The sequence below is a fragment of the Microbacterium sp. LWS13-1.2 genome, assembly GCF_040144835.1.
GTDB lineage: Bacteria > Actinomycetota > Actinomycetes > Actinomycetales > Microbacteriaceae > Microbacterium.
The window spans coordinates 2,663,525-2,690,066 of the sequence record NZ_CP151632.1; the positions used below are offsets into that span (position 1 = coordinate 2,663,525).

The 26,542-nt window shown below is 70.1% G+C and carries 18 protein-coding genes; 8 read left to right on the top strand and 10 right to left on the bottom strand.

Features of this window, described 5'->3' with window-relative positions; translation table 11 throughout:
• Positions 1-60: 60 nt before the first annotated feature.
• The 4 genes from MRBLWS13_RS12540 to MRBLWS13_RS12555 form a co-directional block, all read right to left on the bottom strand.
• Positions 61-1,437 (bottom strand): transcriptional regulator, encoded by a 1,377-nt coding sequence (locus tag MRBLWS13_RS12540; RefSeq protein WP_349425695.1) that lies wholly within the window; start codon positions 1,435-1,437, stop codon positions 61-63.
• 91 nt (positions 1,438-1,528) lie between these two features.
• The gene (locus tag MRBLWS13_RS12545) at positions 1,529-1,903 is read right to left on the bottom strand and encodes a group 1 truncated hemoglobin (protein ID WP_349425696.1); all 375 of its coding nucleotides are present in this window, start codon (positions 1,901-1,903) and stop codon (positions 1,529-1,531) included.
• Between the two features lie 51 nt (positions 1,904-1,954).
• The gene (locus MRBLWS13_RS12550) at positions 1,955-2,683 is read right to left on the bottom strand and encodes a DivIVA domain-containing protein (protein WP_349425697.1); all 729 of its coding nucleotides are present in this window, start codon (positions 2,681-2,683) and stop codon (positions 1,955-1,957) included.
• A gap of 15 nt (positions 2,684-2,698) precedes the next feature.
• Positions 2,699-3,901, bottom strand: coding sequence for a globin domain-containing protein (locus MRBLWS13_RS12555; RefSeq protein ID WP_349425698.1), 1,203 nt, complete (start codon positions 3,899-3,901; stop codon positions 2,699-2,701).
• Positions 3,902-4,064: 163 nt separating this feature from the next.
• Between MRBLWS13_RS12555 and MRBLWS13_RS12560 the strand changes: the two genes are divergently transcribed.
• Entirely contained in the window at positions 4,065-4,493 is a 429-nt protein-coding gene (locus MRBLWS13_RS12560; protein ID WP_349425699.1) for a helix-turn-helix domain-containing protein, read from the top strand.
• Positions 4,494-4,516: 23 nt separating this feature from the next.
• Positions 4,517-5,080 carry a hypothetical protein gene (locus tag MRBLWS13_RS12565; RefSeq protein ID WP_349425700.1) on the top strand — a complete coding sequence of 188 codons (564 nt, stop codon included), beginning with the start codon at positions 4,517-4,519 and terminating at the stop codon, positions 5,078-5,080.
• A gap of 15 nt (positions 5,081-5,095) precedes the next feature.
• On the opposite strand, the gene MRBLWS13_RS12570 is transcribed toward MRBLWS13_RS12565, so the two are convergent.
• Positions 5,096-6,523, bottom strand: coding sequence for a CCA tRNA nucleotidyltransferase (locus tag MRBLWS13_RS12570; RefSeq protein ID WP_349425701.1), 1,428 nt, complete (start codon positions 6,521-6,523; stop codon positions 5,096-5,098).
• A 142-nt stretch (positions 6,524-6,665) separates the two neighbouring features.
• Positions 6,666-8,189 (bottom strand): methyltransferase, encoded by a 1,524-nt coding sequence (locus MRBLWS13_RS12575; protein WP_349425702.1) that lies wholly within the window; start codon positions 8,187-8,189, stop codon positions 6,666-6,668.
• Between the two features lie 159 nt (positions 8,190-8,348).
• Between MRBLWS13_RS12575 and MRBLWS13_RS12580 the strand changes: the two genes are divergently transcribed.
• The 5 genes from MRBLWS13_RS12580 (at position 8,349) to MRBLWS13_RS12600 (ending at position 14,411) form a co-directional block, all read left to right on the top strand.
• Positions 8,349-10,604, top strand: coding sequence for a DUF6049 family protein (locus MRBLWS13_RS12580; protein WP_349425703.1), 2,256 nt, complete (start codon positions 8,349-8,351; stop codon positions 10,602-10,604).
• Complete coding sequence (gene murJ, locus MRBLWS13_RS12585; protein ID WP_349425704.1) at positions 10,601-12,205, top strand: murein biosynthesis integral membrane protein MurJ; 1,605 nt, start codon at positions 10,601-10,603, stop codon at positions 12,203-12,205. The genes MRBLWS13_RS12580 and murJ overlap by 4 nt, the downstream gene beginning before the upstream one ends.
• A gap of 173 nt (positions 12,206-12,378) precedes the next feature.
• Complete coding sequence (gene trxB / locus MRBLWS13_RS12590) at positions 12,379-13,365, top strand: thioredoxin-disulfide reductase (RefSeq protein ID WP_349425705.1); 987 nt, start codon at positions 12,379-12,381, stop codon at positions 13,363-13,365.
• Positions 13,366-13,456: 91 nt separating this feature from the next.
• Entirely contained in the window at positions 13,457-13,780 is a 324-nt protein-coding gene (gene trxA / locus MRBLWS13_RS12595) for a thioredoxin (protein ID WP_163616257.1), read from the top strand.
• A 214-nt stretch (positions 13,781-13,994) separates the two neighbouring features.
• Entirely contained in the window at positions 13,995-14,411 is a 417-nt protein-coding gene (locus MRBLWS13_RS12600; protein WP_349425706.1) for a YciI family protein, read from the top strand.
• A gap of 9 nt (positions 14,412-14,420) precedes the next feature.
• Here the strand turns inward: MRBLWS13_RS12600 and MRBLWS13_RS12605 are convergent, their stop codons facing one another.
• Entirely contained in the window at positions 14,421-14,771 is a 351-nt protein-coding gene (locus tag MRBLWS13_RS12605; protein WP_308866344.1) for a tryptophan synthase subunit alpha, read from the bottom strand.
• 54 nt (positions 14,772-14,825) lie between these two features.
• On the opposite strand from MRBLWS13_RS12605, the gene MRBLWS13_RS12610 reads away from it, so the two are divergent.
• Positions 14,826-16,115, top strand: a complete 1,290-nt coding sequence (locus tag MRBLWS13_RS12610; protein ID WP_349425707.1) for a sigma-70 family RNA polymerase sigma factor — start codon at positions 14,826-14,828, stop codon at positions 16,113-16,115.
• A gap of 42 nt (positions 16,116-16,157) precedes the next feature.
• On the opposite strand, the gene MRBLWS13_RS12615 is transcribed toward MRBLWS13_RS12610, so the two are convergent.
• The 3 genes from MRBLWS13_RS12615 to rsmG form a co-directional block, all read right to left on the bottom strand.
• A complete protein-coding gene (locus MRBLWS13_RS12615) occupies positions 16,158-17,135 on the bottom strand; it encodes a ParB/RepB/Spo0J family partition protein (protein WP_349425708.1) in 978 nt (325 codons plus the stop codon).
• A complete protein-coding gene (locus MRBLWS13_RS12620; RefSeq protein WP_349429054.1) occupies positions 17,135-18,058 on the bottom strand; it encodes a ParA family protein in 924 nt (307 codons plus the stop codon). Before MRBLWS13_RS12620 ends, MRBLWS13_RS12615 begins: the two co-directional genes overlap by 1 nt.
• Before the next feature lie 7,838 nt (positions 18,059-25,896).
• Positions 25,897-26,520 (bottom strand): 16S rRNA (guanine(527)-N(7))-methyltransferase RsmG, encoded by a 624-nt coding sequence (gene rsmG / locus MRBLWS13_RS12625; RefSeq protein WP_349425709.1) that lies wholly within the window; start codon positions 26,518-26,520, stop codon positions 25,897-25,899.
• Positions 26,521-26,542: the final 22 nt, after the last annotated feature.

Genomic DNA, 26,542 nt, shown 5'->3' on the forward strand with positions numbered 1-26,542 from the left:
GCGGTTCCGCTCTGTCGTGGATCCACCCTCCCGCCGAATGCGGACAGGAACGGTCCGCGATCAGAGAGCGGCGTCGAGCTTCTCGATCCGCGCCACGAGCCCCGCACGACGGGGCGACCGCGCGGGCACCATCGAGAGGCAGAGCCGCAGCAGCTCGACGTCGTCGGCGCCGGCATCCGTCTCGGCGAACGCCAGCAGGACATCGACGGACGCCTCGGTCATGAGCGCCTCGCGCAGCGCGAAGCGGACGGTGTCGCGGAACTCCTCCACCCCGGGCGCGACGGAATCCGGCAGCACGTCGCCCCGGTACGCGGCGAGCGCGACCCGGTGCGCGCCCCGGTCGAGCAGCGACAGCACCTGGTGCGCATCGGTCTCGATCTCGACTCCGAGCCGGTAGGGCCGGGACTCGGGCACGAGAGCGGGAGAGGTTGCCGCGAGCGCCTTGCGCAGGCGCACCATCTCGGCGCGGAGCGTGACGGATGTCGCACCCGTCGCCGCGCGGCGGGCATCGGCGGGCTCGCCGTACACGAGCTCGCCCAGCCGCTCCGCCGACAGCCCCTGGCGGTGCACGGCGAGCATGAGCAGCAGCTCGGCGTGGCGCGGACCGAGCTCGGACACCGTCTCGACGCCCTCGCCGGCGACCTCGAGCAAGGCACGGTCGCGTCCGAGCACCCGGAGGGTCGCACGAGTGGGCTCGGCGCGCCGAGTGGGCGAGCGGCGCCGGGCCGCGCCGGGCGCGGGAGTCTCTCCCTCGGCGGCGCGGGCACGGAGTCGCGCGACCAGCAGCTCTCCCTCGATCGCCCGGGCGGTGGCGTCCACCAGCAGCTGCGCCTGCGGCGTCACCGCCTCAAGGCCCCCGGTCACGTCGATGACGCCGAGAATGCGGCGCGTCTCGGGATCGTGCACCGGGGCGGCGCTGCAGGACCACGGCTGGACCAGACGGTTGAAGTGCTCGGCGCCGGTGATCTGCACCGACCGGCCGAGCGCGAGGGCCGTGCCCGGGGCGGCGGTGCCGACGGCGTCCTCCGACCAGTTCGCGCCCTCGACGAACCCCATGTCGCCCGTCAGCCGGCGCACGTTCCGGTCACCCTCGACCCACAGCAGCCGCCCGGCGGCATCGCCGACCGCCACGACGACACCGGACTCCGACGCCTCGCCCGGCAGCAGCAGTCCGCGCACCATGTCGATGACGCCGGCGAGCGGGTGCGCGCGGCGGTACGCCTCGAGCTCTTCCGTGGTCAGATCGAGGGGCGGCAGCCCTTCGGCGCCCACGAGGCTGTCGAGCGAACGGCGCCAGGACTCCCGCACGAGCATTCGCACGTCTTTCAGCCGCTCGTCGGCGGCATTGCCCGCGACCAGTTCTTCGTGCGCGCGCTCGATGAGCAGACGGGATGTCTCGGGCGACACCTCGCGGCGCTGCGACCAGGGTGATGACACGGCGGCTCCGATCGACGTCGGTGGAGCGTGCGTCCAGTGTAGGACGGCCGCGCGTCGCCCTGGACGGCGTCGTGGATCGAGTCCGGCTCGCTCAGTCGGCGGTGGTGACCTCGGAGCGCAGCGGCATCAGCGCGCCCGCGACCTGGCCGATCGTGGCCTCGTCGACGCCCGCGTCGGCGAGCGCCGTCGCCGCATGGCCGATGACCCGGTCGAAGTCGGCGTCGGTGATCCCGCGTCCGGCGTGGGCGGCGCGCATGTCGAGGCCCTTGTAGCCGTTGGGACCGCCGGCCGCCGCGGCGAGGAAGAGGGCCATGTGACGCTTCTGGTCGACCATCCGAGTGCCCGAGAAGTAGGGCGCGAGCGTCTCGTCGCCCAGGATCAGCCGGTACATGTTGTCGACGACGGCGGCGATGCCGTCGCCTTCGCCCAGTCGCTGGTAGAGGGTGGCTTCGGTGGTGTCGGTCATGCGGGTGCTCCGATTCGTGAGGGGATGGGGATGCTGTCTCGCGGGGTGTCGTCAGCGCCCGGCGCTGCGCGGACGCCAGCGGCTGTCGCTCGGGGGCTGCTCGTCGGCGGCGGCGGGCCCGGGCGCGTCCGGCGCGGCCCGCGGAGCCACAGCGGGAGGCGCCGGCGCGGCGGCCGGCGCAGCCGGGGTCGCGCCGAGTCGGCCGAGCTCGCGTTCGATCGACTCGAGGAGCGAGTGCACCTGGGCGGTGGCCATGCGGGCGAATTGGCGGGCCCGCACCACGTCGTCCGGCGATGCCGGGCCGGCGGCGGCGAGGTCGTCGGTCGCGAACGCGAGCGACGGCGAGCGATCCGCTGCCCAGGGCTCGGCGGCCCGCGGGCTCTCGGGGGCCGCGGCGGCGGCGATCTGCCCGGGGTGCGCTGCGGCCTGCTTCTCGATGGAGTGGGCGACGTGCTGCGCCCGCTCGATGATCTCGCGGTACTGCTTGCGGGCCGTCTCGATGAGGTCCTTCGCGTACGACTCGGCCTCCGCCACCGCGTCGTCGGCGATGCGCTGTGCACTGCTGAGCAGCAGGACGGCGCGACTGGAGATCTCGCCCTCCTCGGTGGTGACGCCGCTCGCGGTCAGCGCCTGGTTGTCGCGCCACGCGACCTCGAGGGCATCGGCCGCGGCCGCCAGCAGCGCGTGGACCTCACTGCGGGCGTAGCCGCTGCGCTCGTCCGCGAAAGAGACTCCGCGGAGCAGTTCCGGGGTGATAGATACGGATTCGGTCGCGGTCATGTTCGTGTCTGCCCTCTACTGGATTCCCCGCATGACGCCCGGCTGAACGAGTTCCGGAGGGACTGCCTCATCGCCGGCGATGCTGGGGTGCTGGGTGAACGGGTCTTCGTACTTCTCGCTGCGGATGCGATGCGCGTCGAGTCCGGCACGCTGCAGGACGGCGGTGGTGTGCTCGACCATGCGCGGCGATCCGCAGACCATCGCGAGGCGGTCGTCCCACGGCCCGTCCGCGGCGGCCAGGTCGCCGATCAATCCCCGAGGTCCGGGGAACGACGGGTCGTCCGACACCGCGTACCCGATGCTCAGCCAGGGCGCGTCGGCGTAGCGCTCGAGTTCGGGTTTCGCGTAGAACCCCCACGGATGCCGCACGCCGTGGTACAGCGCGACGCGGGGACCGCTTCCGCGCGCCGCGTGGCGTCCGGCCACCTGATCCAGCACAGCGAGCAGCGGGGCGAGCCCCGTGCCACCGCCGATCAGCAGCAGGTCGGGCCACTCGCTGTCGAAGCGGAGCGTCAGCAGCTCGCCGATGGGCGGCCCGAGCCGCACCCGGTCGCCCGGCTTGACGTCGCGCAGCAGCGCTCCGCTGACCTGTCCGCCCGCGACGAGCTGCACGTGGAACGTCATCGTGCCGTCGGCGCGGGGCGCGTGGGTCGGCGACAGGTATCGCCACTGGCGCGGTCGTTGCGGGATCTCGACGGCGAGCGACTGACCGGCCTGGAACCGGTACCTGTCATCGGGCCGGATCGTCACGGTCCCGACATCCATCCCCCGCCGTTCCGTCGCGATCACCTCGCCGGCCCAGGTGGCGGGCTCGGACTCGACCGCCTCGGCCGCGGTGATCATGGTCGTCGCGATCAGGCCGTACGCCTCGGCCCAGTCGGCAGCGAGCTCAGGGGTCCACGCGGCGCCGAGGAAGTGCTTCAGCGTCGCGAGCAGCGATGCGCCCACGGCGGGGTAGTGGCCGGAGATGGTGCCGAACTTGCGGTGATCACGCCCGAGGTCCTCGATGTAGTCGACGACGTCGCCGACGTGGTCGACGTTGCTGACCATGTGGCCGAGCGCCTTGACGAGCCGGTCGCGCTGGGCGGCCATGGCGACCGGGAACAGATCGCGGGTCTCGGGGTGGGCGAGGAAGAGGTGCGCATAGAAGTACCCGGGTACCGCGTCCCCGTGGGCCGCGACCTGAGCCCAGGTCCGCTTGAGCGCTACCGCATCCACCTGTGTCGTGTCCCATCCATCGGCCAGTCGGTACCGGCCGACGCTAGCGCGTTACAGATGTATCTGCAAAGCATTCACCTGTAAGTGCAGCCGCATATCATGGATGCGTGCGGCGCTGGATCTGACGGCGCGTCACGGGTCGGGGGGCCTCATGACTGTGTTGTTGAGCAACGGAACCGTCTTCGTCGAAGAGGGGCTCCGCGGGCAGGCCGCCGAACTCGTGCGGCGCACGGAAGACCTGGGCACACTCGATTTCGCGCTGGTCGCCGGCGACGGCTCCCGTGTGGGCGTGCCGACAGACGTGAGCGCATTCCTCGTCCACGTGCTGAGAGGACTCGCCCGCGGATCCGTGTCGGTGACGACCCTTCCGGAGGAGCTGACGACCACCGTGGCGGCGGAGCTGGTCGGTGTCTCGCGGCCGACCCTGATGAAGCTGGTGCGCAACGGCGAGCTGCCCGCCCGGCAGGTGGGAAGCCACACACGGCTGCGCACCGAGGATGTCCTCGCGCTGCGCCGCACGCGCGCGCAGGATCGACGCGCGGCCCTCGACGCCCTGCGAGAGCTGGATGAGGAGTTCGAAGCGGACCGATAGGCGGCGCCAGGTAGCCTGACCTGGTGCTGCAACGGGTTTTCGTCGACGCCGACGTCCTCGCCGCGCGCATTCCCCTCGAATGGCTAGCGCTCGTCCGCGACGAGACCCATGCTTTTCAGCTGCACTCCTCCGCCGCGGTCGTGGCCGACGCGGTCCGGATCTGGCGGGATCGGGACCCGGCCGCCCGCGGCGCCTCCGCGCGGCGGCCGCGTGAGCTCCTCGTGGCCACGCTCGACGAGCTGGCCGAGGACGCTGACGTGGATGTCGATATCGACGCCCTCCCGGATGGTTCCACCGCACACGATGCCGCCGTGATGAGCGGCGCCCACATCCTGCTCTCGTCGCGCGCCCGCGAGACCCCGGACGCCGACCTCCTCCCGTTCGAACTCGTTACACCCGACGAATTCCTCTGCCTGGTGGACGACCTCGCCGGCGCTGCTGTCCGCAACGTCGCCCTGGAGCTGGCCCGCCGCGACGGCGCCGAGACCCGCGGTTCCGTCGATCGTCTCGCGCGCGCTCTCATCGCAGCCGGTTGCCCTGCCTTCGCCGGGCGGGTGCGTGCGCATCTGCGCACCTCGGGGGCCTAGGCACCTACGGCGGATTCAGTCCCGCGTCGCCCACCAGTCGCGGAGGCGCCGCTCGGCCTCGTCCGCTCCGAGGACACCCTCGTCGAGGCGCAGATCGAGAAGGAACCGGTACGCCTCGCCGACCTCACGACCAGGTGGGATGCCGAGCACCTCCTGGATGCGGTTGCCGTCGAGTTCGGGCCGGATCGAGGCCAGCTCCTCCTGGGCGGCGAGTTCGGTGATGCGGCGTTCGATGTCGTCGTAGGCGCGGGCCAGGCGCGTGGCCTTCTTGACGTTGCGGGTCGTCACGTCGGCGCGCGTGAGGATGTGGAGACGCTCGAGCTCGGCATCCGCATCCCGCACGTAGCGGCGCACGGCGGAGTCGGTCCAGGCGCCCTCGGAGTACCCGAAGAAGCGCAGGTGCAGCTCGATCAGCCGGCTGACCGTGGAGATGGCCGCGGAGTCGAAGCGCAGCTCCTGCAGCCGCTTGCGGGCGAGGCGTGCACCCTTGACGTCGTGATGGTAGAAGGTCACCCCGCCGCCCGGCTCGAGCCGTCTCGTCGCCGGTTTGCCGATGTCATGCAGCAGCGCGGCGAGCCGCAGCGGCACGTCGGGTGCGGCACCCGGGTTCCGCGTCTTCTCGAGATCGATGGCCTGGCGCAGCACCGTCAGCGAGTGCTCGTACACGTCCTTGTGATGGTGATGCTCGTCGACCTCGAGCTGAAGCGCAGGGATCTCGGGGAGGAACTCGCCCATCAGCCCGGTCTCGACCAGCAGACGGATGCCGCGCACCGGGTCGTCGGTGTTGAGGAGCTTGACCAGCTCGGCCTGGATCCGCTCGGGGCTCACGATCTCGAGCGTGCGCCGCAGCTCCGCCATGGCCGCCTCGGTGGCGGGGTCGACGGCGAACCCCAACTGCGCGGCGAAGCGCGCGGCACGCAGCATGCGCAGCGGGTCGTCGCCGAAACTGACCGCGGGATCCGCGGGCGTGCGCAGGATGCCGCGCACCAGGTCTTCGACGCCGCCGGTCGGGTCGACCAGGGTCTGCCCCGGCACCCGCAGCGCCATGGCGTTGACGGTGACGTCGCGGCGCACGAGGTCGCCCTCGATGGTGTCGCCGAATTCGACCGTCGGCTTGCGAGTGACCCCGTCGTAGCTGTCCGCCCGGTACGTCGTGATCTCGACCTGCTCGCCGCGGACGCGGGCGCCGATCGTGCCGAAGGCGCGCCCGATGTCCCACTGCGCCGTGGAGACCGGCTTCACGATCTTGAGGATGTCGTCGGGGCGGGCATCCGTCGTGAAGTCGAGGTCGTTCGTCGGTCGGCCGAGGAGTGCATCGCGCACGGGACCGCCCACGATCGCGAGGTCGAACCCGGCGTCGGCGAAGGCGCGCGCGAGCGTGGCGACGACGGGGGACTCGGCGAGCGCGCCGAGGCGCACAATGCCCTCGGCCATGTTGAGCATGGGTTCCAGCCTACGGCCCGGTCGTTGAGCGAGCGAAGCGAGACGAAACGCCTCGAGCCAGCTCACTGCCTCCGGATGCGCGTTTCGTCTCGCTCGTTCCTCGTTCCTCGTTCGCTCAACGACCAGTGGGAGCAAGCGCGCGTCACTCCGCGAGCCGCAGGAATCCGGTGAAAGCGAGCTCGCGGACGCGGGGAAGCAGATCGGCACGCAGCGCCGCGGCGTCGACCTCGAGCAGGTCGGCGATCGCATCGACCAGCACTCCGATCGGCAGGTCGCCGTCGCACGCGCCGACGAGCGCCGACAGGCCCGGGTCCACGCCCAGGGCACGGCCGAAGCCGCCGCCCTGCCGGAGCTCGATGATCGTGGGGTCCTCGGCGCCGGGCAGATGGTGCCGCGCCTCCGTGACGTCCGGTGCCACGACGAAGACGGATGCCGCGAGCCCGGCGTCGTCGACGCCGGCCAAGCGGTCGTGGGCGTCGAGGGCGGCGGCCAGGTGAGCGCCGAGGCCGTCGCCGGCGAGCGCCGTGTGCAGCGACTCGTAGCGCGACAGCGTGGGCGCGCCCTCGGCCGGACGCCTCAGCAGCAGGTAGCCGAAGCCGACCTCGGTCACCCCTCGCGCCGCGAAGTCGTCGAGCCACGCGTCGACCAGCCGCGCGAATCCCGGCGTGCCGGCGAGGGTGCCGCCGTCGCGCACCCACAGCTCGGCATAGGACAGCGGGTCGAGGCTCTCGCGTTCGACCACCCAGGCATCCAGCGGGACCGACGACGACGCGACCCAGCCGCGCACGCGCTCGAGGCCGGGCACGCCGTCCCGGGTCTCCCAGTTGCCGAGCAGTTGCGCCACGCCGCCCGGCGCGAGATGCGCGCCCACGCCACTGACGAACGCGGCCACGACGTCGTCGCCGACCATGCCGCCGTCGCGGTATTCGTACGCCGGCACATCGGCAACCCGCGGCGTGATGACGAACGGCGGATTCGACACGATCCGGTCGAACTGCTCGCCCGCGACGGGCTCGAACAGGCTCCCCAGCCGCACTTCGATGCCATCGATGCCGTTGAGGAGCGCGTTCAGCCGGGTGAATCCGAGGGCGCGCGCGGAGATGTCGGTCGCGACGACGTTCGCCGTATGCGCCCGGGCGCGCAGCGCCTGGATCCCGCATCCTGCGCCGATGTCGAGCCCGCGCCGGGCGGGCGCCGGCAGCTGCAGGCCGGCGAGTGTCAGCGACGCGCCGCCGACTCCGAGCACGTGGTCCTCGGGAAGCGGTCCGCCGAGCGCGGCCTCGTCGAGGTCGCTCGCGACCCACCACTGTCCGGATCCGGAGGAGTCCGCGTACGACTGCGGCCGCACCACCGCGAGCGGGCGGACCTCGCCCTCGGCGACCGTCGCCAGGCCTAGTCGCGCGAGCCCATCGGCGCCGGCGCGCACCAGCGCCCGGTCGACGAATGGCGCGGGCTGCGGCATCCCGAGCACCAGCAGTTTGCCCAGCACGGCGAGGGCGTCGTCGCGATCGCCGAGGCCGCGCGACGCCGGGGACCGCAGCCCGCGCGCAATGGCGTCGTCCGCCGCAGCGCCCCACGCGTCGCGGAGGGCCTCGGCGGTGAAGCCGGCGTCGCGCAGATCACCGGCGAGGTCACGACAGAGGCGGGTATCCGGTTCGGGGAGCACGAGTCCATTCAACCGCGCCGGTGCACCCGCGAGGAGCAGACCGGGCGTCGACGGCCTGCCCGGCCCGGCGTCGGGCGGGCTCGGAGGCGCTCATCGTAGAATCGCAGTCGATCGTGCGGTCAGGCCATCGCACAGGAGCGAACCCCCGACAGGATGATCGTGACCCCACCGCGAGCCCCGCAGCGCCCCGCGCGCCGCGCCCCGCGTTTCGTGACCGCCACCGTCGCGGCGGTGGCGGTGGTCGCCGGGCTGCTGCTCCCAGCTGCCGCGATGGCCGCGAGCCCCGAGCCGTCACCGAGCCCCACCGCCAGCATTCCGGTGGGCACCACTGTGTTCACGCTGTCGCCGCAGGCCGACGGCATCGTGCGCCCCGGCGATGCGCTGAGCGTCTCGATCTCGCTCCAGAACGGGACGGATGCCGCCGTCACGCCGTCGACGGTGACGCTCTCGCTCGGGCGAACGCCGCTCGCCGACCGGGACGCGCTCAACGCGTGGCTCGACGGCACGGACTCGACCGTGGCCCTCGAGCCCATCGCCTCGGACGCGCTCAGTGCCGTCGAGCCCGGCTCGTTCCAGGTGCGGGGCATGACCGTCGCGGCCGACGACCCGGCCCTCAGCGGCCTCGCGCCGGGCGTATACCCGCTCGCCGCGTCGTACGAGGGCGACTCCGGCACGGTGAGCTCGACCAGCGCGATGGTCGTGCCGGCCGACGACGCCACCGACGTCGGCATCGGCGTGATCGTGCCGATCACCGCCGGTGCGCTGAACGAAGGGCTCCTCACCGCGGAGCAGCTGGCCGAGCTCACGGCGCCCGACGGCGACCTGACCAACCAGCTCGACGCCGTCACCGGCACGTCGGCGATCCTCGCGGTGGATCCCGCCGTGCCCGCTGCGATCCGCGTGCTCGGCACGTCGGCGCCGGATTCCGCACTCGAGTGGCTCACCCGGCTCGAGGGCATCCAGAATTCCCGGTTCGCGCTCCAGTTCGGCGACGCCGATGTCACCGCGCAGCTGCAGGCCGGCCTGCCGCAGCCACTCGCCCCGACGTCGTTGTCCGCCTACATGTCGCCGTCGAACTTCGCAGCGCCCAATCCCACCCCGACGCCCACCTCGACGCCTTCGGGCACGCCGACGCCGACGCCGACGCCGACACCGCGGCCCGGCAACACACTGCCCAGCACCGACGCGCTCCTCGCGGTCGGACCGGCCACCCGCCCGGGTGTCTACTGGCCGGCCGACGGCACGGCCGACACCGAGATCGTGACGCGACTCGGCGACCTCGGCAGCGAGGGCGCCCCCACGGCGACCGTCCTCCCGTCGGCCACGACCGAGGCCGGCACCGACGGTCGCACGGTCTCGGCGCACGGTCAGGTGGGCGACGCCGAGGTGCTCGTCTACGACAGCGACGTCTCGTCGGCCCTCGACGCGGCGTCGCAGAGCGACGTGTCGTGGCTCCGCGGAGCGCCGCTGACGACCGCCACCGCGTACCTCGCGTTCGCAGCCGCCGAGGCGGACGGCCCGCTCCTCGTGACGGTCGGGCGCGGCGACGGACGCTCGCGCGTGGAACTCGGGGCCGCCATCTCGGCCGCCCTGTCGGCTCCGAACGTCACTCCTCGCACCATCGCCACGATCGCCGCGAGTGAGGCGCGTGAGGTCGAGCTCGCGGGCACCGAGGCATCCGCCGAACGGGCGGCTGCGGCATCCGCTCTCGTCGGAGAGGAAGGCGAGATCGCGCGGTTCGCGACGATCCTCGATCAGCCGTCGCTGCTCACGGGGCCCGAGCGCGCCGACATCCTGCAGCTGCTCGGCGTCGCCTGGATCGGCGACGACACGTGGCCGACCGCACTCGCGGACCACCGCACCGAGACGGCCCGCACGCTCACGTCGGTCTCGCTGCTGCCGACCAGTCCCAGCGATCTCTACGGCTCGAGCGCCGCACTGCGGTTCTGGGTGCGCAACGATCTGCGGTACCCGGTCAATCTGGTGCTCTACACCACACGCGACAACCTCCGCCTGGACGTTCAGAGCGAGACCTCCGTGGTCGCGACGCCCCAGAGCAACACGCGGGTCGAGGTGCCGGTGCAGGCGAGGGTCGGGCGCGGCGACGTGACGCTCACCCTCCAGTTGCGCAGCCCCGCGTTCGTCGCGATCGGCCAGCCGGAGTCGGTCGACGTCAACGTCTACGCCGACTGGGAGGCCGCCGGCATCGCCGCGCTCGCCGTGCTCGTCGGCGCCCTCCTCGTGATCGGCATCGTCCGAACCGTGCTGCGCGTGCGCCGCCGGCGCCGGGGAACGGATGCCGGTGCCCCGGGTAAGCGCACGGGGGCGTCTGGGGATGGAGCCGGTGAAGGGGGCGTGACCGGTGAAGAGGCTGCGGTGTCCGACGCTGCTTCGAGCGACGGGCCGCGTCGATGAGCGGCATCGGGCGCGCGAGCGTCCTCATCGGCGCCGGCACGATCGTCTCGCGCCTCACCGGGTTCCTGCGCGCGGTCGTGCTCGTCGCCGCGGTCGGCTCGGTGAACAGTCGTGCCGGCGACGCCTTCGGCACGGCCAACCAGCTGCCGAACAACATCTACGCGATCATCTCCACGGGCCTGCTCACCGCGGTCGTGGTGCCGCAGATCGTCAAGGCGAGCGCTCATCCCGATGGCGGTAAAGCGTTCATCTCCAAGCTGTTCACGCTCGGCACGGTCGTGCTGGTGGGGACGACAGCCCTGGCGACGATCGCCGCGCCCTGGCTGGTGCAGCTCTACGCCCCCGACTACACCCCCCAGCAGCTCGCGCTCACGACCGCATTCGCCTACTGGTGCCTGCCGCAGATCTTGTTCTACGGGCTCTACGCACTCGTCGGCGAGGCCCTCAACGCACGCCGCGTCTATGGGCCGTTCACCTGGGCGCCGATCGTCAACAACGCGGTGTCGATCGCCGGATTCCTCGTCTTCATCGCACTCTTCGGCGGACCAATCACCTCCACCTCCGCGTGGACGCCCTCTATGGTCGCGCTTCTCGCAGGGACCGCGACGCTGGGCATCGTTGTGCAGGCCGTGATCCTGCTCTTCTTCTGGCGGCGCACCGGGCTCCACCTCCGGCCCGACTTCCGGTGGCGCGGCGTGGGACTCAACCACCTCGGGCGGCTCGCCGGATGGACCTTCCTCATGGTCCTCGCCGGACAGCTCGCCGGGCTCGTCCAGTCGCGTGTGCTCTCCGGCGCCTCAGGCGACGGGCCGGCGGCGATCGCATCGCAGAACGCCTGGCTGCTGTTCATGCTGCCGTACTCGATCATCGTGCTGTCCATCGGGACCCCCTACTTCACACAGCTCAGCGAGCACGCGTCGGCCGGCCGCGACGCCGATGTGCGCGCCGACATCGGTCGCAGCATCCGCACCCTCGGCGTGTTCATCGTCATCGCGACCTTCGCGCTCGCGGCGGCGGCGGTACCCGCGTCTCGCATCTTCACCAATTCGGCCGATCAAGCGGTCGCCGCGGCATGGGTGCTTCTCGCGTTCCTCGTCGGCCTCATCCCGCTCGCCGTGCTCTTCGTGATCCAGCGCACCTTCTACGCGTACAACGACACCCGCACCCCGTTCTTCTTCACCGTGCTGCAGTGCGTCATCGTGGTCGCGACGGCGCTCATTGCGCAGGCCACGCTCTCACTGGAGTTCCTTGCGGCCGGCGTCGCGCTCGGGCAGTCGTTCGCGAGCATCGTGCAGGTGATTCTTGCCACCTGGCTGCTCCAGCGCCGCCTCGGCGACATCGCGATCGGGGCATGGCTGCTGTCCCTCGCCCGCTTCATCGTCGCCGCCATCCCGGCTGCGGGCGTCGGATGGCTGGTGTTCCTGTGGTTCGGCGGCGCTGACGGGTGGACCGCGTCCAGCCCGCTCCTCGGCGCTGTCGGCGCAGCGATCATCGGGCTGGTGTCCATCGGGGTCTACGTCGGCTTCCTGGCGCTGCTGCGCGCACCCGAGCTCTCCGTCGCCACGGGACTCGTGCGGCGGTTCCTGCCCGGCAGGCGCTGACCTTCCCGGCTCGCGTCGGACGGGCAGGACGCGACGCTCGTCACCCGGCCGCTCGCCGCGCCCGCAAGGGGGCGTGGCTCGGAATGCCGCGCGGTTACCATGTGTTGAGGCATCCAAGGCCATCGCGTCCGTCGCGGAACGCTTCGCAAGGCTTCACGAGGAAAGGTGCGCACGTGCGTCAGGTCATCATCATCGGCTCCGGTCCCGCAGGTTATACGGCGGCGATCTATGCCGCTCGGGCGAACCTGAATCCGCTCGTCGTGGCGAGTTCCGTCGAGGCTGGCGGTGAGCTGATGAACACCACCGAGGTCGAGAACTTCCCCGGGTTCCCTGAGGCGATCATGGGCCCGGATCTGATGGCGAAGATGCAGGAGCAGGCCGAGCGGTTCGGCGCCGAGGTGCTCTACGACGACGTCGTCGGGCTCGACATCGACGGCCCCGTCAAGAAGGTCATGCTCGGCAGCGGCGCGAGCCACGAGGCCGACGCGATCGTGTTCGCGACCGGCTCCGCGCCCCGCAAGATCGGCATCGAGGGCGAGTCCCGGCTGTCCGGTCGTGGCGTGTCGTACTGCGCCACCTGCGACGGCTTCTTCTTCCGCGAGCGCGTGATCGCGGTCGTCGGCGGCGGCGACTCGGCGATGGAGGAGGCGACGTTCCTCACCAAGTTCGCGACGAAGGTGTACGTGATCCACCGCCGCGACGAGCTGCGCGCCTCGAAGATCATGCAGGAGCGGGCGTTCAAGAACGAGAAGATCGAGTTCGTCTGGAACAGCGAGGTCATTGACATCCTCGGTGAAGACGCCGTCGCCGGAATCGTCCTGAAGGACACTGTCGACGGGTCGACCCGCGAGCTCCCGCTGGACGGCGTGTTCGTCGCCATCGGCTACGACCCCCGCACCCACCTGGTGCACCACAAGCTCGACCTCACGCCCGAGGGCACCGTGTGGGTGGACGGCCGCTCCTCACGCACCTCGGTCCCGGGTGTGTTCGCCGCCGGCGACGTCATCGACCCCACCTACCGCCAGGCGGTCACCGCCGCGGGAAGCGGTACGGTCGCAGCGCTCGACCTCGAGCACTACCTCGCCGGACTCGGTGAGGCGGGCGAGCCGGATGCCGCAGGCGACCAGATCGCCGGCCTGCCCGAGGTGAGCACGGTCTGACCTTCCGCGGGCGTCGCGACACGCCCGGGAACAATCCCCCTGCCGGTGCTGTTGACACAAACGACAGACTTCCATCGAAGGAGAAACACAGATGACCGCCAAGGCGACCACCTCCGCCACGTTCGAGCAGGACGTGCTCCAGGCCGAGGGTCCGGTGCTCGTGGACTTCTGGGCGGAGTGGTGCGGCCCGTGTCGCATGGTCTCGCCCGTCCTCGACCAGATCCAGTCGGAGCACCCCGACAAGATCACCATCCTCAAGCTCAATGTGGATGAGAACCCCGATCTCGCGATGAAGTACCAGATCACGTCGATCCCCGCGATGAAGGTGTTCAACAAGGGCGCAGTCGAGACCACGATCATCGGCGCCAAGCCGAAGTTCGCGCTCGAGAAGGACCTCGCCGCCTACATCGGCTGAGGCCACACCCACCTTTCACGAAACCCCGTCGGCACCACCGGCGGGGTTTTGTGCTCCTCATCGGGTATTCCCGTTGTATGTCCTACGGCATCCGACTCCGGCCGCATTTTCTTGTCGATCGATGTCGATCTGCGCGAAGCTTGTTCGACGCACAGAGTGAAGGGGCCACTCGGGCCCTCGAAACCGGGCCCAGACCCGACGGAAGGGAAACCTCATGCGTTACATGCTCATCATGCAGGTCGGTGCCGAGGCGGCAGCGGCGTTCGACCCCGAGACCTACGACATGGCCGAGGCGTACGCCGCCATGGGCGCCTACAACGAGGAGCTCCAGAAGGCCGGCGTCTTCCTCAGCGCCGAGGGACTCTCAGATGCGGCGGAGGGCTTCCGCGTCGACTTCGATTCGGTGCCGCCGGCCGTGACCGACGGACCCTTCGCCGAGGCGCGCGAGGTGTTCACCGGCTTCTGGATCATCGAGGTGGCCTCGCGCGAAGAGGCCGAACACTGGGCCCGGAAGTGCCCGCTGGGTCCGGGGACGGCGCTCGAGGTTCGGCGTGTGAACGAGATCAGCGACTTCGACCAGAGCGACGAGTGGGTCGCCAAGGAGCAGGAGTGGCGCGCCGCCAACTCGTGACCTCGAGCCTCAGCTCGCCTCCGCACGCACCGTCGGGTCCCACCGGCGGTGCGTGTTGGCATCGCCCAGAAGCGACCACACCGCCTTCGTCAACGGGGGATACTCCAGCGCGATCTGCCGCAGGACCCGGTAGTGACGACTGGCGTTCGGACGCGATCCGCCATCGGCGGCGATGTTCTCCGCACGCAGCAGGTACACGACGAGCTCATCGACGGTCGGCAGCTCATCCATGAACTCCCACGGGTCTTCGCCGGCTCGCAGCCGCTCGTGCACCAGCACCGAGAGCTCGTCCGCGGCCTCCGCGCGCAGCAGCTCCAGGCTCGCTCGCCGTCGCAGGGTGTGCTCCTCGTTCGCCACCAATCCAGGGTACGTTGCGATTCCGACACCGGGGGTCACCCCGCCTACGCTGAGAGCATGACCTCCGACGACGGGCACTCCCGGCGCGCCGTCGAGGCGGTGTGGCGTGACGAGTCCGCACGCATCGTCTCGGCGCTGACCCGCCACACGGGGGACTTCTCGTGGGCGGAGGATCTCGCGCAGGAGGCACTCGTCGAAGCCCTCGCGAGCTGGCCTGTCAGCGGCATCCCTGACAATCCCGGTGCATGGCTCATGTCGGTGGCCAAGCGGCGTGCGATCGATGGATGGCGGAGGCGGGAGCGGCTGACGCAGCGGGAACCCCTCTTCGTGACGGACGCACTGCACGCGGAGACGCTGGACACCGTGCCCGACCATGCCGACCCGGACCGTATCGACGACGACGTGCTGCGACTGGTCTTCGTCGCCTGCCACCCCGTCCTCCCCGCGCAGGCCCGTCTCGCTCTGACGCTGCGCACGGTCGCCGGCCTCACCACCGAGCAGATCGCGCGTGCCCTGCTCATGACGGTGCCGACGGTGCAGCAGCGGATCGTCCGCGCGAAACGCTCACTCGCGGACGAGGGCGTGCCGTTCGAGGTGCCGGACCGCACGGAGCGACCGGCCCGCCTCGCGAGCGTGCTCCAGGTGATCTACCTCCTCTTCACCGAGGGGTACTCGGCGACGGAGGGGGAGGGGCTGCTGCGCCCGGATGTGGCGCGCGAAGCTGTGCGACTCGGCCGTCAGCTCGCGGCGTTGATGCCCCGCGAACCCGAGATCTGGTCGCTCATCGCGCTGATGGAGTTCCAGTCGTCCCGGTTCCGCGCGCGCATCGACGCCGACGGTCTGCCTCTCACCCTGGAACAGCAGGACCGCCGCCGCTGGGATCTTTCGGCGATCTCGCGCGGCAACGAAGCGATGACGCGAGCGGATGCCGCCTCCCGCGGTCTCGGCTACTACGGCCTGCAGGCGGCCATAGCGCAATGCCACGCAGTGGCACCGACGTTCGCCGAGACCGACTGGGCGCGCATCCTCCGGCTGTACGACGCGCTCGACGCCCTCGCCCCGTCGGCTGTCGTGCGGCTCAACCGTGCGGTGGCGCTGTCGATGGCAGCGGGCCCAGAAGATGCCCTCGTCGAGGTCGACGCGCTCGCGTCCGAGCTGTCGGGCTTCCGCCCGCTGCCGGCTGTCCGGGCCGAGCTGCTCGAGCGCCTCGGGCACACGGATGCCGCAGCTGCCGCGTTCCTCGAGGCCGCCGCGCTTCCGGGCAACGACGCCGAGACGGCGCTCCTGCGGCGTCGGGCAGCGCAAGCGGAGTCTTCCGCGCCGCGGCGCGCACAGCCCCACCCCTGACGCAAGGCGCTCCCGACCCGGCAGGTTGAAGACTCCCCGGCCTCAGGCCGGGCCGTAGCCGGTCTCTCCCAGCTCTCCCAGGATTCGGTTGAGATCCTCGATGCTCGCGAAATCGATTGCGATCTGGCCTTTTCTTGCCGTGAGTGAGATCTTCACGCGTGTGTTGAGGCGATCGCCAAGCCTTTCCGCAACCTCATCGAGGTGCGCGCGGCGCGAACCCGCCTGAGGTTTCGCCGCGCGCGTGGGCGAAGCATCCGGCAGCTTCGCCGCGGCCTCCGCGGCACGCACCGACAGATCCTCGTTGACGATCTTGTCGGCGAGGCGCTGCATTGCCGCGGCGTCCTCGAGCGACAGGATCGCGCGGGCGTGGCCGGCCGTCAGCACACCGGCGGCCACGCGCTGCTGCACCGGCACCGGCAGCTTCAGCAGCCGGATGGTGTTGCTGATCTGCGGCCGTGAACGGCCGATGCGCGTCGCCAGCTCTTCCTGGGTGATGCCGAAGTCCTCGAGCAGCTGCTGGTACGCCGATGCCTCTTCGAGCGGGTTGAGCTCCGAGCGATGGAGGTTCTCGAGGAGGGCGTCACGCAGGAGGTGCTCATCGGCGGTGTCGCGCACGATGGCGGGGATCGAGGTGAGTCCCGCCTCTCGGGCGGCGCGAGTGCGGCGCTCGCCCATGATGAGCTCGTACTCGCCCTTGTCGTTGCTGCGGACGACGACCGGCTGCAGGACCCCGAATTCGCGCACGCTGTGCACGAGTTCCGCGAAGTGCTCGTGGTCGAAATTCGTGCGCGGCTGACGCGGGTTGGGAACGATGTCGTGCGGGTCGATATGTGCGAGCCGCGCCCCGGGGACCTCGACGAGGTTCTCCTCGGTATCAGCCGTGACCGCTTCGACTGGTGGGGCTTCGTCGACGGCGACAGCACGGGGGAAGAAGACATCGGAGGGGCGGTCGTCAGCCTGCTCGTTGGTCGGGATCAATGCGCCGATTCCGCGGCCGAGCCCTGTGCGCTTCGCAGCCATCAGTCGCCCCTTTCATTCGAGGCGCTGTCGCGCCGGATCATCTCGACAGCCGCTTCGCGGTAGGCGATGGCGCCGGCCGACTGTCCATCGTAGGCGAGAACCGACTGCCCGAAGCTCGGCGCCTCAGAGACCCGGACAGACCTAGGAACGACGGTGTCGAGCACCTCCTTTGGAAAGTGCTCGCGCACCTCATCGGCGACCTGCTGCGCAAGACGCGTGCGACCGTCGTACATCGTCAGCATGATCGTCGAGAGCTGCAGCCGCGGGTTGAGGTGCTTCTGGATCATGCGCACGGTGCCGAGCAGCTGGCTCAGCCCTTCGAGCGCGTAGTACTCGCACTGGATCGGGATCAGCAGTTCGGTGGCCGCGGTGAAGGCATTGATCGTGAGCAGACCGAGCGAGGGCGGGCAGTCGATCAGGATGAAGTCCAGCTGTCCCTCGTGCTTCTCGAGGTAGTCGTCGACGGCGACGCGCAGCCGGTGCTCCCGCGCGACCTGCGACACCAGCTCGATCTCAGCACCGGCGAGGTGGATGGTGCTCGGTGCGCACAGCAGGTTGGGGGACTCGGGACTGACCTGGATGATGTCAGCGAGGGGGAATTCGTCGATGAGCACGTCGTACACGCTCGGGATGTCGGCGGTGTGCGGCACGCCCAGCGCCGTCGAGGCATTTCCCTGCGGATCCAGATCGATCACGAGAACGCGGGCGCCGCGCTCGGCGAGGGCCGCCGCCAGGTTGACCGTCGTGGTCGTCTTCCCGACGCCGCCCTTCTGATTCGAGACCGTGAGCACGCGCGTGCGGCCGGTGAGCTGAACCTCGGCTTCTTCGAGCGCCTTACGGCGCGCCGTCAGATCCGCGAGTTCGCGGGCGATCGGCGAATCGTCTTCGTCATGCCCGATACTGAAGCCGTCGTGCTGCGCGATGGGGGAGTCCTCTTCCTGCGTGGCGGGGGTGCTCTCGTCCGAGGCGACGGTGGGAGCGACGTCGAGTGATACGTCGCCTGCCGGACCAGCGTATTCGTCGGTCGCGACATCGGCGTCGGCGTCGGTCGCGTCGGCCTGCATCTCGCCCGGCGTGACCTCCCCGCCCGGCGTGATGTCCTCGCCCGGCGTGATGTCATCGCCCTGCGCGACCTCCTCGCCCTGCGCGACCTCCTCGCCCTGCGCGACCTCCTCGGTCGCAGCGACCCCGGCTTCCGCGAGCTCCGCATCTGCAGACGTCGACGAGTCCTCTGCGTGGACGTTCTCAGTGGACGCATCTGCGATGTCGGGGTCCCCGTCATCCATCTGCGGCTCGGCAGCGGACTCGAACGCGGCGTCCGTAGGTGAGACCTCAGGACCGCCAGACTGGGTCGCATTGGACCCTGCTGGTGGAGCTTCGACGCGGTCGTCCACGGAGGCTGACGGAGACTCTGTCGCCAGCGCGGTGAGTGGGCCATCGGACGAGAAGGATGCCTGAGCCTCGGTCTCGTCGGGTTGTTTCACGTGAAACTCTCCCCTTTGCGCAGGCCGCTCAACATCGCCTTCCACCTTATCCCGCCTTCCCCCCATCCCCAGCCGCCGGAGCCAGTTGTTCATGCGTTCCTTATCGTTGCGAGCGGGACTGCCATCACCTCTAGTCAACATCGCCTGACCCCGCCGGTGGCGCTAACCCGCCGCTTCAAGGGAAGCCCGGTGCCGGATTGTGACGAAGCCAGCCGGTCCCGGCGTGCTGGAGCGAAAGCCGGGGCCGCTGGGCCGACGCTGGCCAAGACCGCGTCCGCGACGCGACGCCTGGAGCGCGTCTCGCGCCGCGCGGGCACCGCCGGCACTGCACCCATCACCCGGTACAGCCACCGGCGACCGGCGCCAGTGCGCGAGACCGACGTCCCCGCGCCGCCTTCTGCCGCGTGACCGACCGCTCCCCTAAATCGTTCGCACGGCTCGCGACAGCACCTTCCATACGCCGGCGCCCGCGCCGCGCGCCATCACCGGATCGCAGACCACACCGGTGTCCAAGCCGACACGTTGTTCTCGAGGGCGACCAGGCTCCGGTGTACTACCGAAGATCTATCGGCTCGGCGGATCAACGTGTTCGTGAGGTGATGCGCCGCGACGGACACGTCGCGATCAGCCCGCGTCATGCGCGGCGCCTGCCATGCACACGTTCTCCGGCGGGCCTCACCCCTACCCGCTGCCGCGCCGCCATCGGAGGGAGGCTCATCCGTGAACATGCACGGTACGTTTCACGTGAAACACTGGTGCGGCCATCCGTAGCCACACAGGACGCGCTGGCAGCGACGCGCATCTGCCGGCCGTCGGCAGGCATGGCCGGCCTGCATCCGCGGGGGCCCGCGCGGGGCTGCTTGAAACATGTGCCTGCGCTTCGGATTGCGGGGTGCCACGTCGACTCTCTCCACGACTGGCCGGCTGGATAAGAAGCGCCGACGGTTCGCGTCGGCGCGGTAGCCCATCTCGCCGCGCGGTCGGCGCCGCCGTACGCCCGGTGTCTCCCAGACAGCCGCCGCCGAGAAAGGGGGCACTGGGGGTTCACGCGACGAAGACGATCCACCGCCGCAGCCACATCACCCGGCTCGCACCGTGATCCAAGCACCGCCGACCACGATGCCTGGTCATCGCTCGGTACGCGTCCGATGAGGGATGGAGACGTTCACGTGAAACAACCGGCTACGGCCCTAACGGCCCAGCTCGGCCGCCTGTTCGCAGCGGATGTTTCACGCCGCGTACTCGAGTCGCCGGTGACGCCCCCAATGCAACAGGGTTCACCGGTGGTCCAGCACCCCGAGAGTCCCGCACGACGGCCCTCCGTTGACACTCACCGAGCGACGGGGTCTCGCGTTCCCACCCGAACCGCGACCGCCATCGGCGCAAGTAGCGTCCGGTTCCTTGTCCAAGATCGCACGGCCGGGTCACCCGCCGGGCCCCACATGGCGCCGCCGGTGATTCACGCCGCGTATCGACTCCCAGCGCCCGCGAACACCCGACGCCCGTTCGCCCCTTCGCCCGCGCGTCACCGACAGGGTCGTCGCCACCCAACGGCAACACTCCAGCGGCCAGGGGAGGGGTGTTTCACGTGAAACATGCACCCCGGTCCAGCATCCGGCGAAGCAATGATCAGTTCGCACCGCCGACCTGGGTCGCACACTCCAACCATGACCGCCGATCAGTGCGCGGATGGGTGGCAAGGAATTCACGCCCGCGTATTGGGGTCCCGCCCATCGCCGCACACCCGTCACCACTTCGCACGTTCGTCCAACGTTCCACCGACCACGGCGCGGCACTCCCGACCGTCGGTGGAACAGCACCGCGCGCGGGGCGATTCACGTGAAACATCGGCCAGGCCCCGGCCCCAGCGCAGCAGCGATCGCTCGCACCGCCACCGCTCGGGTCCCCGGACCGGACGACGTCCGACGGTCGACCGCGTGTGCACCCTGGTGCGCTGGCGCTTCATGCCAGGTGTGGAGTCGCACCCACCGGCGCGACCATCAGCAGTTCACGCCCTCGTCCGAGCGATCGCGGACAATCTCGATCGCCACCCAACAGTGAGACGCCGAGCGAAGAGATGTCCCACGTGAAGCATCGGCCAGGCCCCAGCACAGAGCGCCACAGCCGTCGGTTCGCACAGCGATCGGTCTCCCATTCCGACGACCTCTGGCGCCGGCGACAATGCTCCGCTGACGGGAGTGCTGTCAATCCCCGGCACCGGGCTCGCTGTCGCCGACGCACGGTCGGCTACCGATTCTCCGCGCGCGCCCGCGCCCATCGCGAGGGATGTCGCGAGCACGTAAGCTCAAGCGCTCGTCTGTTTCACGTGAAACATTCAATTCGCGCCTGCGATCAGCCACCGCGCCGGTTCTGACCGTGGGGCACAGGACTCCGCCACGACCGGATCGAACCGCAGATCAATTCCAGGTGCCCAACCAACGCCATCGCGTTTCGGGTGGCCACTCGAGTCACCGCACGGACGGTGGGCAGGCAGCAAGCGGTCCGCCCCTGACGTTCAGGGCCGCTACCGGCCGCGCCAGGTCGTGCCGATCCATCGGTCAATGCTGTCGACGGGCGAGAAGCGGGCTCAGAGGTGAGCGAGGGCCGCTCCCGCCGTCGGGCCATTCCTTCACCGGTTCGCTCCGTCGTCGGGTTAGCCCCGCGCATCGCACCAGTCACCAACAGACAGCTCGCACGTCAATCGGGGAGGGTGTCGGCACGCGGGTCCGAGCTGCGGCATCCGCACCGGTCGACGCGGCTCACACGGATCCACGTCAACACGAGCATCACCGTCATGTACCAAGCATCCGCGCCGGTCATTGCACGAGGCTGGCTCACGCGAAGATCGAGCCACGAATGCCGCTCCGCGCAGGAGGCCACCGATTCACGCCGTCATTCGAGACAGCTGCGGCGGACATCCGCGCCGCCGACCAGATCCAAAGCTCCCTGACCGGGGTCCACGATGCGTCGTACGAGCACTTCGAGCGGGGGGCTACCCATCGCGCGCACCCGCCACCGCATCGCACCGAGATTCGCGACCGACCGACCGCGGCCGCATCCGCCGCTCCTCAGGTCGCTTGCTCGTCTAGGGGTGCCTCACCACGATCGCACCGCCCACCAATCGGCAGCGACGCGGCAGGCGAGACGGCGTTGCGGTGCGCGACACAACTGCCGCCCTGCGCAGAGCAACCGGTCACCGCTGCGCACACCATCAGGGCTCTCACCGACCGGGGCGGCAGCTTTCGCGTGTCAGTTTGTTATGCACGAGATGTTTCACGTGAAACACCCAGAGATGCATGAGTGCGCCGACGGCATCATTGGAACCGGTCTACCACCACATACCAGCGCCACAGCAGCAGGCCAACCGTCGACAACACAGCAGCTGCGGCGGGCGCATACACGCTTCCCGCGCACACGCAGCGGCGCGCAAGCCGGGCTGGTCCGTCATGCGCCGTACCCGTCAACTCCCACCGGCAGCCCCGACTGCGCGGGGGCCAGTGTCCCGCGCAGGGGGAGACCCTAGCCCGTCGGCGGGCGGCACACCGGCTCACCAACGTTGATGCGCCGTGAGTCTCATGAGCCCGCGAACTGCCACGGTTCACAGCTCTGATCCCGCCGAGGCTCCCTCCCCACATCACCCACGAACCTGGCGCAGAAGGCGCCCCACTCCCAACCGCTGAAGCACGATGCGGCGATTGGTCGCAGAATGGAGGCAGATCGTCCGTCCGCCGCGCTGTGCACTGGCGGACTCTCGCCACGCGTCAGCGTTTCACGTGAAACATCTACGCGCCGCGCCCGCCTCCGACCGCGCCTGCACTGCCGGAGCCGTCGGTGGCAGCGGGCAGGCGCAGCTGCGCGCCGCGGACCGGACCGGACCGAACCGAACCGAACCGAACCGAAAGACGGAACCGGGGAGACGACATCCGCTCCGACCCGTCGCACCCCGCCCAGTCCGATCCCTGCGGTCACGGCACGGCGCGGCGGGCCGTACCACGGACAATTGGTCGCAGAATGGGGCCACCGCCAGTCCGCCGAACTGGCTGACTCTCGCCCTGCGCAGGTGTTTCACGTGAAACAGGGCCACCACGTCGGTTTCGGCCGCGAAAGCGCTTGGGGAGCTGTTAGTTGGCAACAGCCAAGGTGGCTGCGCTCTCCCGGACCAGAAGACGGAACCAGGCGCGGGGACGCCATATCGACCCGTCAGCATCGACACAGGCGAACGCGACCCGTCTCGCGCCCGGCCGCTAATGCACGACACGGTGCGCGTACCCGGACGAGCGGTCGCAGGAGGGAATCACCGTCACTCCGCCCAACTGTGAGCTGGCCGACTCTCGCCACGCGCAGGCGTTTCACGTGAAACATCTAGCCCCCGGGTCGGCCTTCGGCCGCGCATGCGCTGCGGGAGTTGTCCGCTCGCAACAGGCAAGGTGGCTGCGTACCGCCGGGCCGGAAGACCGGAACCAGGCGCGGGGACGCGATATCGACCCGTCAAGCACGGACACGGGAGCATGCCACCCGCGCCCTTATGCACGACGCGGCGCGCGTACCCGGAGAACTGGTCGCAGATTGGGACAACCGTCCGTCGGCCCGGCTGTGCCACTGGCCGATCTCGTCACGCGTAGGTGTGTCACGTCAGACATCTAGCCAACGCGCCCGTCTTCGGCCGCGCAAACGTGGGCATCGGGCAGAGGTAGATGCGCGCCGCGGATCGGATGGGCCGGAAGACGGAACGCGGGGCGGATCACATCCGATCCGCCCCGACACGGCCGCACACCACCCGTGGCGCCCTGCCGCTGACGCACGATGCGATGCGCGTCTCCGGACAAGTGGTCAAAGGAGGGACAGTCGCCAGTTCGCCGGGCTGTTAGCGGGCCGACTCACGCCGCGCGCAGGTGTTTCACGTGAAACACCTAGCCACCGCGTCATCGGCCGCGCGAGCGCCGCCGGAGTTGGAGGTGGATTGCGCCGGCAGACGCAAATCCGCGTGGGGGACGGCACGACTGAACCAGGCCCGAAGACGCCACCCGTCCGACCCGTCACCCCCGACGGACCCACCACACTCCGCTCCTTGCCGCTGATACACGGCCTGGCGCGCGTCCCGCGGACAAGCGTTCACAGGATCGGCAACCGCCAGTCCGCCGAGCTGTGCCACCGGCCCGCTCTCGCCACGACAGGGCGTTTCACGTGAAACATCTCTCCACCGCGCCCGTCTTCCGCCGCGCAACGCTGACGGAGTTGTCGGTCGGGTGCGCAGGCAGAGGCAGATGAGTGTGGCGACGGGAACACTGAACCACGCCCGGAGATGCCACGCATCCGACCCGTCAGTACCGACACACCGACGGACAGCGCACACCCCGCTCCGTGCCGCCGATACACGACCCGGCGCACCCCGCGGACAAGTGTTCACAGAAGCGGCAACCGTCAGTCCGCCGAGCTGTGCCACCGGCCCGCTCTCGCCACGACAGGGTGTTTCACGTGAAACATCTCTCCACCACGCCCGTCTTCGGCCGCGCAACGCCTTTGAGAGTTGTCCGTTGGCTGCGCAGACAGAGACGCAGATGCGCGTGGGGGACGGCAAGCCTGAACCAGGCCCGCGGACGCCACACATCCGACCCATCAGGACCGGCACGGGCGGACACCACACACCCCGCTCCGCGCCGCTGATGCACGAACCGGCGCACCCCGCTTACAAGTGGTCACAGGAGCGGCAACCGTCAGACCGCCGGGCTGTGCCAGTCGCCTGCTCGTGCGGGGACAGGGTGTTTCACCTGAAACATTTCGCTATCGCGCCCGTCTCCCGCGGCGCAACGCCTGTGGGAGTTGTCGGCTGGGTGCGCAGGCAGAGGCAGCTGCGCGTGGCGACGGCAAGACTGAACCAGGCCGGGGGGACGCCACCCATCCCACCCGTCAGCACCTGCACGGGCGGACACCACACACTCCGCCCCGTGCCGCTGATGCACGGCCCGCATGTCCCGCGGACTAGTGGCCACAGGATGGGCAACCGTCAGTCCGCCGAGCAATGCCACTGGCCTGCTCTTGCCAGGACGAGTTGCTTCACGTGAAACAACTTGCTGTCGCGCCGTCTCCCGCAGTGCAACGCCTGTGGGAGTTGTCGGCTGGCTGCGCAGGCAGACGCAACTGCGCGTGGCGACGGCAAGACTGAACCAGGCCGGGGGGACGCCACCCATCCCACCCGTCAGCACCGGCACGGGCGGACACCACACACCCCGCCCCGTGCCGCTGATGCACGACGCGGCGCGCGGTCCCGCGGACAAGGGTCACAGGAGTACCCGTCCACCCGCCGAACTATGCCGCTGACTGGGCTGCTCTCGCCACGACAGGAGTGTTTCACGTGAAACATCGATCCACGCCCGCCAACCTTCGGCCCCTCGGCACTGCGGTCGCTGTCGTGGTCGGCGGGTAGAGGCCGATGCGCGTGAGAGAAACCGGAAGCTTGAACCAAGCCGGACCCGGTGTCAGCACACTCGATCCATCAGCATCGACACACCGGCGCACACCACCCACTCCGCTCCGAGCGGGCGGTCTACGAGCGCGGGCCTGTCGTCCTCCCGACATATTGTCCCCGGACGGTGCCAACCGTCACCCCGCCGAGCTCCATCACGGGCAGCCGCTCGCCGCACGGCTGTTTCACGTGAAACATCCGCCGCACCCGAAGCGCGGCTCGCCATGCGCGGCTGCTTCACGTGAAACAGCCGTCCACTGGCGTTGCGCGGCCGTTGTCGGCTCTCAGCCAGCAGAGCCAACGGCAGATGCGCGCCGAGCGACCGTAAGACGGAACCAGACAGGGGATCGCCACGTCGTCATGTGCGATGCGTGAGAGCCGGCACGGACGCGCACGCCCATTTCGCTCGCCGCCGGATCTACGAACGCGGTGCATGCCCTCTGGACGCATTGTCGCGGGATGGCTCAGCCCTCACTCAGCCGAGTTGCATCACGGCCCGGCACCCGCCCCGCCAAGGTGTTTCACGTGGCGTCAGCCCGCGGGGCGGCGTCTTCGGTTGCCGTGGGCTGTGGTGCATCCCGCGTGCATCGAAGAGAGCCACAGCAGTTGCGCGCCGGGGGAGCGGGAGCCTCACGAAGGCCGGGGGTGTGCCACTTCAGCGCATCCGCTCCATGAGCACCGACACTCTCGCTCTTCGCTCCTCGACGGGCGGGAGGAGCAGACCTGCCACCTCTTGAGGGGGCGCAGGGACCGCGAGTCCGGAGGCGCGGTATCCGCACGCGTTCTCACCAGTAGACCGGCGAGGCGGCGAATGTCAGCGGACGGTGGCGCGGATGACCCGGGACGGCTCGGGCAGCAGACCCTCGCCGACGATCTCGACACGGGCGTTCGTCACCTTGAAGCTGCGCAGCTGCTTCGCCGCAGCGTCGATCTCGTTTGTGGCGCTCGTTCCCTTGAGGAGAATGAGTTCGCCGCCGTCGCGCACCAGAGGAGCCGTGATCGGTACCAGGGTGCGCAACGCGCTCACGGCGCGTGCGGTCACCGCGTCCAGAACCGGCCCGCGCTTCCAGTCCTCGGCGCGCGCCCGAACCACCTCGACGTTGTCGAGTCCGAGCGTCTCGACCTGCTCTGACAGCCACGCGACGCGTCTCTCCATCGGCTCGATGAGGATCCACTCCACGTCGGGCCGGGCGATGGCGAGCACCAGCCCCGGAAGCCCGGCGCCCGAGCCCACGTCACCGACGCGACCCGAGAACAGCGGCGCAATGACGGCGCTGTTGAGGATGTGCCGCGACCACAGCCGCGGCGGCTCAAGGGGACCGATCAGCCCACGCTCTTCGCCGTGCGCGCCAAGTGCTGCGGCGAAGCGCCGGGCGACCTCGATACGGTCGCCGAAGATCTGCGCGGCAGCCGCGGGCTCCTGCTCGATCTCGATCATCGACGACCCGTCACACTCGACA